At 67.2% G+C, this 10,250-nt stretch carries 8 protein-coding genes; 6 read left to right on the plus strand and 2 right to left on the minus strand.

Features of this window, described 5'->3' with window-relative positions:
* Window positions 1–109: 109 nt before the first annotated feature.
* A complete protein-coding gene (locus AC3WMR_RS23575) occupies window positions 110–1,555 on the plus strand; it encodes an MFS transporter (protein WP_492264991.1) in 1,446 nt (481 codons plus the stop codon).
* 10 nt (window positions 1,556–1,565) lie between these two features.
* On the opposite strand, the gene proC is transcribed toward AC3WMR_RS23575, so the two are convergent.
* Both proC and AC3WMR_RS23585 read right to left on the minus strand, forming a co-directional pair.
* Window positions 1,566–2,372: a pyrroline-5-carboxylate reductase gene (gene proC, locus AC3WMR_RS23580; RefSeq protein ID WP_492264990.1), complete on the minus strand. Its 807-nt coding sequence runs from the start codon at window positions 2,370–2,372 to the stop codon at window positions 1,566–1,568.
* 18 nt (window positions 2,373–2,390) lie between these two features.
* The gene (locus AC3WMR_RS23585) at window positions 2,391–3,539 is read right to left on the minus strand and encodes an alpha-hydroxy acid oxidase (protein ID WP_492264989.1); all 1,149 of its coding nucleotides are present in this window, start codon (window positions 3,537–3,539) and stop codon (window positions 2,391–2,393) included.
* 220 nt (window positions 3,540–3,759) lie between these two features.
* Here AC3WMR_RS23585 and AC3WMR_RS23590 point away from each other — a divergent pair, with 220 nt between their 5' ends.
* The 5 genes from AC3WMR_RS23590 to dapA are packed head-to-tail and all read left to right on the plus strand — an operon-like array spanning window position 3,760 to window position 10,150.
* Window positions 3,760–5,184, plus strand: a complete 1,425-nt coding sequence (locus tag AC3WMR_RS23590; protein WP_492264988.1) for an FAD-binding oxidoreductase — start codon at window positions 3,760–3,762, stop codon at window positions 5,182–5,184.
* A 43-nt stretch (window positions 5,185–5,227) separates the two neighbouring features.
* Window positions 5,228–6,310, plus strand: coding sequence for an ABC transporter substrate-binding protein (locus AC3WMR_RS23595; protein WP_492264987.1), 1,083 nt, complete (start codon window positions 5,228–5,230; stop codon window positions 6,308–6,310).
* A 22-nt stretch (window positions 6,311–6,332) separates the two neighbouring features.
* Window positions 6,333–7,430, plus strand: a complete 1,098-nt coding sequence (locus tag AC3WMR_RS23600; RefSeq protein ID WP_492264986.1) for an ABC transporter ATP-binding protein — start codon at window positions 6,333–6,335, stop codon at window positions 7,428–7,430.
* Between the two features lie 4 nt (window positions 7,431–7,434).
* Complete coding sequence (locus AC3WMR_RS23605) at window positions 7,435–9,210, plus strand: ABC transporter permease subunit (protein ID WP_492264985.1); 1,776 nt, start codon at window positions 7,435–7,437, stop codon at window positions 9,208–9,210.
* Window positions 9,211–9,247: 37 nt separating this feature from the next.
* The gene (gene dapA, locus AC3WMR_RS23610) at window positions 9,248–10,150 is read left to right on the plus strand and encodes a 4-hydroxy-tetrahydrodipicolinate synthase (protein WP_492264984.1); all 903 of its coding nucleotides are present in this window, start codon (window positions 9,248–9,250) and stop codon (window positions 10,148–10,150) included.
* Window positions 10,151–10,250: the final 100 nt, after the last annotated feature.

Consider the following 10,250-nt stretch of genomic DNA (forward strand, 5'->3'; position numbering starts at 1 on the left):
CGGAAACGGGGCATCGACTATTGCCTTCAGTAATAGCATAAGCAGCTAAATTGTATAAGGCTGCGGGACTCTCCAGAATAGCGCCAATCGTCTACGCCCCGGCCTATCCATGTCTTCCAACGCCCTGCCCGCCGCCTGCCCCGCCCCCGCATCCACGCCTGTCACCCCGGGCCCGCTCGGCCTGGCCGTGCTGCTGTCCGGCGGCTTCATCACGATCTTCGACCTGTTCGTGGTCAACGTCGCCATTCCCAGCATGCAGGCCACGCTGGACGCCAGCTTCGCGCAGATCAATTTCATCATCGTGGCCTACGAGCTGGCCTATGGCGTGCTGCTGATCGCGGGCAGCCGGCTGGGCGACCGCCACGGCCGACGACGCCTGTTCATGCTGGGCATGGCGGGCTTTGCAGTGGCGTCTGCCCTGTGCGGCCTGGCGCCGGACGCCAACGCGCTGATCGCCGCGCGCGTGCTGCAAGGCGCTGCCGCGGCGATGCTGTTTCCGCAGGTCTATGCGCTGATCCGCGTCAGCTACGACGGCCATGCACGCCGCCGCGCCTTCGGCCTGCTCGGCATGACGCTGGGGCTGGCCGCCATTGCGGGCCAGGTGCTGGGCGGCTGGATCGTGCACGCCGATTGGTTCGGGCTGGCCTGGCGCACCCTCTTCCTGGTCAACGTCCCGTTGGGATTGATCGCGTGGCGGCTGGCCCGCCACATTCCCGAATCGCGCGATGCCGCGGGCGCCAGCATGGACTGGCCGGGTTCCGCGCTGGTCGGCCTGGGCCTGGGCCTGCTGTTGCTGGCGCTGGTCGAAGGCCCCGCGCACCACTGGCCCGTGTGGACCTGGGCCGCGGGCGTCGCGTCGATCGCATTGCTGGCGTGGTTCACGCAATTGCAGCGCCGCGCCGCCGCCGCGGGCCGCACGCCGCTGGTGGACATGGCCTTGCTGACGCAACCGCGCTTTGCGGCGGGCTGCCTGCTGGTGACGCTGGTGTTTTCCACCGCCAGCGCCATGTTCCTGTGCTACGCCCTGCTCTTGCAGACCGGCCTGGGCGTGGACGCGCTGACGGCGGGTACGGTGTTCGCGCCGGCCAGCGTGGGCTTCGTGGCCGGCTCGATGGCGGCGCCGCGGCTGGTGGCGCGTTACGGCACGCGCGCGATCCTGGTGGCCGCCGTGCTGTATGGCGGTGCGACGGCGGCGTTGATGCTGCAAGTGGGTGCGGCGGGCGGCGCACTGGCGCCCTGGTCGCTGGTACCCGCGCTGGTGTGGCTCGGTGCGGCGCAAGGCGCGGTGAACACGCCGCTGGTGAACCTGGCGCTTGGCCTGGTGGAAGACCGCCAGGCCGGCATGGCCGCCGGCGTGGTCGCGACCTTGCAGCAGGTGGGCGCGGCATTGGGCGTATCCGCCGCCGGCATGCTGTTCAGCGGCGCGCTGGATGTGTATTCCGATGCCGCTGTCGGCGATCGCTATGCGCACGCGTTCGCCAGCGCCATGCAATTCAACGTGGCCGCCATCGCGGCATCGGTATTGCTGTTGGCGTGGCTGGGCCGCCAGCGCTGACCCCGTCGACCTACCCCGCCGACAATTCCCGTGCGCGCTGCTCGGCCTTCAAGGCCGCCTCGGTGATGGCCTGCGCCACGCCGGCCTCGCGCAAGTGCGTCAGCGCGGCGTAGGTGGTGCCGCCCTTGGATGTCACGCGGTCCTGCAACGCGGTCAGCGCCGCATCGTCGCCCGCGGCCAGTTCGGCCGCGCCGCGAAACGCCGCCACCGCCAGGCGCCGCGCATCGGCCGCGCCAAAGCCCAATTCCCCCGCCGCCTTTTCCAGCGCCGCCATGAAATAGAACACGTAGCCCGGGCCGCTGCCGGTCACGGCGGTGACCGCGTCGATCATGGCTTCGGTGTCGACCCAGATGCGTTCGCCCACCGCCGCGAAGAGGCTGTCCACCTGGTCGCGCTGCGCCGTTTCGCAAGCCGCGGTGGCGTACAGGCCCGTCATGCCCAGCCCCACCTTGGCGGGCGTGTTGGGCATCGCGCGAACGATACGCGCATGGCCACCCAGCCATTGCGACAGCGAAGCCAGGTTCACGCCCGCCGCGATGCTGACCACGGTGGCGTGCGCCGGCAAGTGCGCCTGTACCTGCGCGCAGGCTTCACGCAAACCCTGGGGCTTGGTTGCCAGCACGCACAACGCCGCGTCGGCCAGTTCGGGGCCGACGCTTTCGCGGCACGCCAGGCCGCGCGCCAGCAGGCTGGCGCGGGTGGGCTCGTAGGGTTCCACCACCAGGAAGTCGGTGAGCTTGCGGCCTTGTCCGAGCAAGCCGTCGATGATGGCGCTGGCCATGTTGCCGCCGCCGATGAAAACCATTTTTTCGCGCATGATGTTCCGTTCCTCAGGTCAATCGACAATGGCCCGGCGCCGGCGCACCGCAGCGCCGTCCAGCGCACCGATGTGATCACGGCCCAGCAGCCTTAACGTGTTTTCCAGCTCGGCGCGCAGAATCGCCAGCACCTCGCCCGCGCCGCGCGGCCCGCGCCCTGCCAGCCCGTACAACGGCGCCCGGCCCAGCAACACGGCACGCGCGCCCAGCGCCGCCGCCTTGGCAATGTCGCTGCCGCGCCGCACGCCGCCGTCCACCAGGATTTCGAGCGACTGGCCCAGTTCAGCCGCCACCTCGGGCAAGGCCTCCAGCACGCAGGGCGCGCTGTCCAGTTGCCGGCCGCCATGGTTGGACAGCACGATGCCGTCCAACCCGCGGGCCCGGGCACGGCGCGCATCGGCCAGCGTCTGGATGCCCTTGACGACGATACGCCCCCGCCATTTGCGGCGCAGCCAATCGATGTCGTCCCAGGTCAATGCCAGATCCATCTGCCGGCTCAGCGCGGACGCCTGCTCGGTGATGTTTTCGCGCGCGTTGGAACTGACGGCCAGGTTCTTCAATTGCGGGCCGCCGCCACGCAGCAGGCGCCAGCACCAGCCGGGGTGTGCCGCCAAGTCCAGCAGCAAGCGGGCGGACGGGCGCAGCGGCAACTTGAAGCCGTTGCGCTTGTCGTGGTCGCGGTTGCCATGCACCGGCACATCCACGGTCAGCAGCAGCACGGTATAACCGCTGGCCCAGGCGCGGTCCATCAGGTGTTCGGCGATGCGGCGGTCGCGCTGCACGTAGAGCTGCAGCCACAGTTCGCCCGCGCTGGCCGCACGCACCTCTTCCAGCAACGAGGTCGATGCGGTGGACAGCACGAACGGCAGGCCCGCCTGGTGGGCGGCACGCGCCAGATGCGCGTCTGCATCCGGCCAGAACAGGCCGTTCAGGCCGGTCGGCCCGACGATCGCGGGCATCGCCGCGGTGGCGCCCAGCACCGTGGTGCCCAACGCGCAGTCGGTCACGTCCGTCATTACCTGCGGCAGGAATTCCAGTTCGCCATAGGCGGCGATATTGCGCCGCAGGGTGACGCCGTTCTCGGCCCCGCCTTCCAGATAATCAAACGCCAGCCGGGGCAGTCGCTTGCGCGCCTGCGTCCGGTAATCCATCACGCTGGGCAGCATGGCTCTTCCTTGTTGGCCGGATTCCGTTTAAATTACATATCGAACGTATCGATTGTATTTCGATTATTTTAAAAACCGCCATTCGGGCCTTCCGCCCTAGGACATACCCTAAAATCAATTGATATACGATTAATCAAATCGAAAAGCGATTTAAGTAATCGTATGCTGTGTCTCAACGTGATCGGGGTTTCCTTCCCCCGATCCCCACGGGACGACAGAAATGACCAGCACTTCCCTGCTCGACGCGCTGACCCAGGCCCTGGGCGCCGACGCGATCCTGCGCCATGACGCCGACATGGCCGGCTACACCGAAGACTGGCGCGGCCGCTACAAGGGTCCGGCCCTGTGCGTGGCGCTGCCGGGGACCACGCAGCAGGTGGCCGACATCGTGCGCCTGTGCAATGCCTACGCCACCCCCGTGCTGCCGCAAGGCGGCAACACCAGCCTGTGCGGCGGCGCCGTCCCCGATGCGGCAGGCCCGCCGCCCGTCATCGTCAACCTGGGCCGCCTGCGCAAGATCCGCCGCATCGACCCCGCCAACAACTCCATGGAAGTCGAAGCCGGCTGCGTGCTGGCCACCGTGCAGCAAGCCGCCGCCGACGCGGGTCGCCTCTACCCCATCAGCCTGGGCGCCGAAGGTTCCTGCCAGATCGGCGGCACCATCGCCACCAATGCCGGCGGCACCGGCGTGCTGCGTTACGGCAACACGCGTGACAACATCCTGGGGCTGGAAGTGGTGCTGCCCGACGGCACGATCTGGAACGGCCTGACCGCGCTGCGCAAGAACAACACCGGCTTTGATCTCAAGCACCTGTTCATCGGTTCCGAAGGCACGCTGGGCATCGTGACCGCGGCAGTGCTCAAGCTGCATCCACTGCCGACCCGTCACGCCGTCGCGTGGCTCGCACCGACTGATCCGCAGGCCGCACTGGACATCCTGGGCCTGTTCCAGCAGCAATGCGCTTCGCGCCTGTCCGGCTTCGAAATGATCGACAGCAACCAGCTGGACATCGTCATGGCGCACGTGCCGGGCCGCAAGAACCCGCTGGGCGGCACGCATCCTTGGCACGTACTGGTGGAATTGTCGGATACCGGCAGCGGCCCCGAACTGCAGGACGTGCTGCAACAGATCCTGGAACAGGCCTCGGAACAAGGTCTGTTGCACGACGCCGTACTGGCCACCAACGACAGCCAGCGCGCCGCGCTTTGGGAAGTTCGCCACAGCGTGTCCGAAGGCAACAAGAAGGCCGGCGTCGGCCTGACCACCGACAGCGCCGTGCCCGTTTCGTGCGTACCGCAGTTCATTGCCGACGCCACCGCAGCCGTCCATCGCCTGGTGCCAGGCCTGCCCATCCTGATCGTGGCCCATCTGGGCGACGGCAATGTGCACTTCATTCCGTTCTTCACGTTCGACGCCTGGAACGCGCTGCCCGAGCGCGACGCCACGGCCGCCGCCATCCGTCGCGCCGTCAACGATGCCGCCGATGCACTGGGCGGCACCTTCAGCGCCGAGCACGGCGTGGGCCGTACGTCGCTGGCCGAAATGGCGCACTACAAGTCGCCGGTCGAGCTGGCCATGATGCGCACGCTGAAAGCCGGCTTCGACCCCGCCGCCCTCTTCAATCCCGGCCGCTTGCTGCCTTGAAGCGCCCTTCCCGTCCGCCGTCCCCGCCCCGCTGGAGCCTTCCATGAAACGCACTTCGTACAACGCCTCGCGCCGCAGCGCGCTCAAGACCGCCGCCGCCGGCGTCGCCGCCCTGGCCATGCCCATGATCTGGACGCCGTCGCGCGCGGCCTCCAAGCGCATCGTCGTGCGCGATGACGGCGGCATCTACAGCAAGGCCTACGGCGCCGTGTTCTACAAGCCATTCACCGAGGCCACAGGCATCCAGGTGGTGGGCGTGCAGGCCAACGCCGAACCCACCGCGCAGATCCGCAGCATGGTCGACACCGGCAACTACACCTGGGACATGGCCAAGATCAGCCAGCCCGCCATCCTGATGCTGACCGAAGGCGGCAAGGTCTACCTGGAAAAGCACGGCCTGGAATCCGACCCCGTCGTGGCCACGATTCCCAAGCAATACATGTCGCCGTACGGCGTGGGCAACAACGTCTACACCACCGTGCTGGCCTACCGCACCGACGCCTTCAAGGGCCGCCGCGCACCGGCCTCGTGGGCCGACTTCTGGGACGTCAAGAACATCCCCGGCCGCCGGGGCCTGCGCAAGCATCCGTTCGACACCATCGAAGAAGCGCTGATGGCCGATGGCGTGCCCACCGACAAGGTCTACCCCTGCGACATCGACCGCGCCCTGGCCAGCCTGGACAAGATCAAGCCGTCGGTCGACGTGTGGTGGAACACAGGCGCACAGGTCGAACAGATGCTCGGTTCCGGCGAAGTCGACATGATCGCCACCTGGGTCTCGCGCGCGCAATCGGCCATCGCCAACGGCGCCCCCGTGCAGATCGTATGGGACCAGAACATCTGGGGCTGCGACAACTGGTCGATCCTGAAAGGCACGCCCAACGCCGACGCCTGCCGCGAATTCATCAAGTTCGCGTCCGACCCCAAGCGCCAGGCCGCGCTGGTCGAGTATTTCGCCGCCGGCGTCACCCAGCCCGCCGCGTTTGATTTCATCAAGACCGACGTCGCGCGCAACTGCCCCACCCACCCCGACAACATCAAGACCGGCCTGCACATCAACGCCGCGTACTGGCTGGACAAGCAGCGCGACGTGCTCGAGCGCTTCAACGGCTGGGTCCTGAAGTAAATCTCCGCAAACGCCGAACACCATGTCTTCTTCCAATCTGCAAATCTCCGGCCTGGGCAAACGCTATGGCGACTTCGTCGCCCTGGCGCCCACCCACCTGGACGTCGCCCGCGGCGAATTCCTGACCCTGCTGGGCCCGTCCGGGTCGGGCAAGACCACGCTGCTCAGCCTGATCGCCGGCCTGGCCCGGCCCGACGAAGGCCGCGTGCTGATCGACGGCCACGACGTCACCCACGGCGCGCCGTACGAACGGGATATCGGCATGGTGTTCCAGAATTACGCGCTGTTCCCGCACATGACCATCCTGGAGAACATTGCGTTCCCGCTGAAGATGCGCAAGGTCCCGGCGGCCGAGGCGAAACGCCGCGCCCAGGAAGCGCTGGACATGGTGCGCCTGCCCCAGGTCGGCGCGCGCCTGCCGCGCGAACTGTCCGGCGGCCAGCAACAGCGCATCGCGCTCGCGCGCTGCATGGTCTACCGCCCCGCGATCATCCTGATGGACGAACCGCTGGGCGCGCTGGACAAGAAGCTGCGCGATCAGATGCAGCTGGAGATCAAGCGCATCCACCGCGAACTGGGCACGACCATCGTCTACGTGACGCATGACCAGGAAGAGGCCATGACCATGTCCGACCGCATCTGCCTGATGAACGGCGGCGCGATCGAGCAACTGGGCACCCCGGCCGACCTGTACTTCCGCCCGCGCACGCTGTTCGTGGCCGACTTCCTTGGCGAATCCAACCTGCTGCAGGGCGAGGTCACCGAACTGAATGGCGACACGCTGACCGTCAAGCTTGCCCACCAGGGCGTGACCGGCCAGGCGCTGTCCAACGGCGCCGCCATCCGGGTCGGCCAGAAGGTCACGCTGATGCTGCGGCCGCAGAACCTGCAGGCCGGCCCCGCCGCGGCCCCTGACCTCAATGGCCCGGCCTTGACCGGCAAGCTGCTCGACGTGATGGTGACGGGCAGCCTGACCAAGCTCTACCTGGACACCGGCGTGCCCGACAGCGCCCCGATCGTGGTGGCCTACCCCACCCGCCGCGAAGCCGAGCAATACGCCATCGGTCAACCCTTGTCGGTCAGTTGGCAGGCCGCCGACGCGGTCGCCATCGCGGAGTGACGGCATGAGCCCCCTTGCCCCACCCCGCAAGCGCATGAGCCAGGGCCGGCGCCATTTCCTGATGGCCGCGCCGCTGGTGATCCTGCTGCTGGTGCTGCTGATCTATCCGGTCGGCCAACTGCTGCTGCTGAGCTTCTACGGCGACCAGGGCTTCACGCTGGCCCAGTACCACCGGCTGTTCGAGTCGTCGGTGTACGTCAACGTGCTGCTGATCACGCTGAAGATCTCGCTGTGGACGACGTTCTTTGCGGTGGTGGCCGGGTACCCGGTCGCCTACCTGATCTCCAGCCTGTCGGCCCGGCGCAAGACCTCGCTGCTGTTCTGGGTGCTGCTGTCGTTCTGGACCAGTTTCCTGGTGCGCACTTTCGCCTGGGTCGTGCTGCTGGGCCGCAACGGCGTGGTCAACCAGCTGTTGCAGGCGCTGGGCATCCTGGATGCGCCGGCCAACCTGCTCTACAACTTCGGCAGCGTGCTGGTCGGCATGGTGCATGCGCTGATGCCGCTGGCGGTGCTGACGATGCTGTCGGTCATGGAGAACATCGACCGCAACCTGCCGCGCGCCGCATCGACCCTGGGCGCGCGCCCCGGCACGGCGTTCTGGAAGATCTATTTCCCGCTGTCGATGCCCGGCGTGGCCGCCGCGGCCATCATGGTATTCGTCACCGCGATCGGCTTTTTCATCACGCCCGCGCTGCTGGGCGGCCGCAAGGAAACGATGATCACGCAGATCATCATCGATCAGGTCCAGCAGACCATGAACTGGGAATTCGCCGGCGCGGTCTCGGTGCTGCTGCTGGTGGTGGTGCTGGCGGTGTTCGCGCTGTACGACAAGATCCTGGGCCTGTCGACCATGACCGGCGGCAGCGCATCGCGCCCCCGCACGTCCAGCAAGCCCGGCCTGATGCGCCGCGCGGGCGAAGCGCTGCTGGACCTGCTGGCTTCGCTATCGGACCGCCTGTTCTCGCTGCTGCCATCGCGCCTGCGCCGCTCAGTGTCCGGCACCGGCCAGTCCCGCACGCTGTGGTGGATCGTGCTGGCGGTGCTGGCCTTCCTGTCCGCCCCCGCGTTCCTGATGATCCCGCTGTCGTTCGATTCGGGTTCCGGCCTGACCTGGCCGCCCAAGGGCTTCTCGCTGCAATGGTACGAGCAGATGTTCACGTCGCCGGTATGGATGCAGGCGATCACGCGATCCTTGATCGTGGGTGTGGGCACCGGCCTGCTGGCCATGCTGATCGGCACGCCCGCCGCCTTTCTGCTGGTGCGCGCTGACATGCGCGGCAAGTCGGCCATGCTGGCCTTCGTGCTCTCGCCCATCGTGGTGCCGCGCATGATCATCGCGGTGGGCATGTTCTATTTCTTCGCCCGCGTCGGCCTGGTGGGTTCCACGATCGGCCTGATCCTGGCCCATACGGTGGTGGCGGTGCCGTACGTGGTGATCACGATGATGGCGGTGCTGCGCAACTACGACACACGGCTGGACCTGGCGGCGCAAAGCCTGGGCGCCGGCCCGTGGTCGACGCTGCGATTCGTGACGTTCCCGATCCTGGGCGCGGGCCTGATGTCGTCGTTCCTGTTCGCGTTTGCAACGTCGTTCGACGAGCTGACGATCGCGCTGTTCGCCTCGGGCGGCCTGAACGCCACCCTGCCCAAGCAGTTCTGGGACGAGGTGACGCTACAGATCTCGCCAGTGATCGCCGCGGTTTCGACCTGCCTGTTCATTTTCATCGCCGCGCTGATCTGGCTCGCCGACCGGCTGCGCCGCCGCAGCCTGGCGGGCTGACACGCGGCGCCGTTTCCTCTTTATCAGGACCTATTCCATGTTGAATGCAAGCCAACTGCGCGGCGTGTTCCCCGCGATTCCCACCCCGGTCAACGCCGACGACACGATCAATGCTCCGGCCGCCCAGGCGCTGATCGCCTATCTGCTCAAGCAAGGCATCGACGGCATCGTGCCGCTGGGCGGCACGGGCGAATACGGCGCGCTGGCCCGCGCCGAACGCATCCGCATGTGCAAGCTGACGGTAGACGCCGTCGCCGGCCGCGTGCCGGTGATCCCGGGCGTACTGGACCCCGGCTTCTACGACGCACTGCAAGCCGGCCAGGAATTCGCCGACGCAGGCGCGGACGCACTGATGGTGCTGACGCCCTACTACACGACGCCGACGCAAGCCGGCATCCGCGAGTATTTCCTGCGCTACGCAGACGCCTCGCCGCTGCCGATCATGATCTACGAAATTCCGTACCGCACGCGCATCGCGATTGCCCCGGAGGTATTGCACGAGCTGTCGCGCCACCCGAACATCATCGGGATGAAGGCCTGCAACACGGACATGTACCACTTCCTGCGCACGGTGGCAGGCGTAGACGATTCGTTCGCCGTCTTCAGCGGCGAAGACACACTGCTCCCCGTCCACCTGGCCGCCGGCGCCCGCGGCGGCATCGTGGTCACGGCAAGCCTGCTGCCCAAGGCCTGGCGCAAGGTCTACGACCTGGCCGCCGCCGGCCAAACCCAAGCCGCCATGCTGCTGCACCGCCGCCTGATCCCCCTGATGAACCTGGCATTCGCGGAGACGAATCCTGGACCGATGAAGTCTGTGATGGATCTTATCGGCGTCGATTCTCCTTGTGTTTTGGATCCTTTAGTGGAGCCGGGGGCTGAGTTGCAGGCGTCTTTGCGGGCGGTTGTTGAGCCGTTGTTGAGGGAGTTTGAGGGGGTTTGAGTTTTTCGATGTGCGTGGGCTTTGGTTCTTAAGTCGCGCTTGGCGGGGTCGGCTGGCAGAGGGCGGGGCTACGATTGCGGTCCGGAGCCTTCGCTCCGGA

It is taken from the genome of Achromobacter sp. FW305-C-28 (assembly GCF_058783235.1).

Coding starts and splice junctions, on each gene's coding strand:
- AC3WMR_RS23575 (WP_492264991.1), top strand. CDS start 110: ATGTCTTCCAACGCCCTGCCCGCCGCCTGCCCCGCCCCCGCATCCACG.
- proC (WP_492264990.1), bottom strand. CDS start 2,372: ATGCGCGAAAAAATGGTTTTCATCGGCGGCGGCAACATGGCCAGCGCC.
- AC3WMR_RS23585 (WP_492264989.1), bottom strand. CDS start 3,539: ATGCTGCCCAGCGTGATGGATTACCGGACGCAGGCGCGCAAGCGACTG.
- AC3WMR_RS23590 (WP_492264988.1), top strand. CDS start 3,760: ATGACCAGCACTTCCCTGCTCGACGCGCTGACCCAGGCCCTGGGCGCC.
- AC3WMR_RS23595 (WP_492264987.1), top strand. CDS start 5,228: ATGAAACGCACTTCGTACAACGCCTCGCGCCGCAGCGCGCTCAAGACC.
- AC3WMR_RS23600 (WP_492264986.1), top strand. CDS start 6,333: ATGTCTTCTTCCAATCTGCAAATCTCCGGCCTGGGCAAACGCTATGGC.
- AC3WMR_RS23605 (WP_492264985.1), top strand. CDS start 7,435: ATGAGCCCCCTTGCCCCACCCCGCAAGCGCATGAGCCAGGGCCGGCGC.
- dapA (WP_492264984.1), top strand. CDS start 9,248: ATGTTGAATGCAAGCCAACTGCGCGGCGTGTTCCCCGCGATTCCCACC.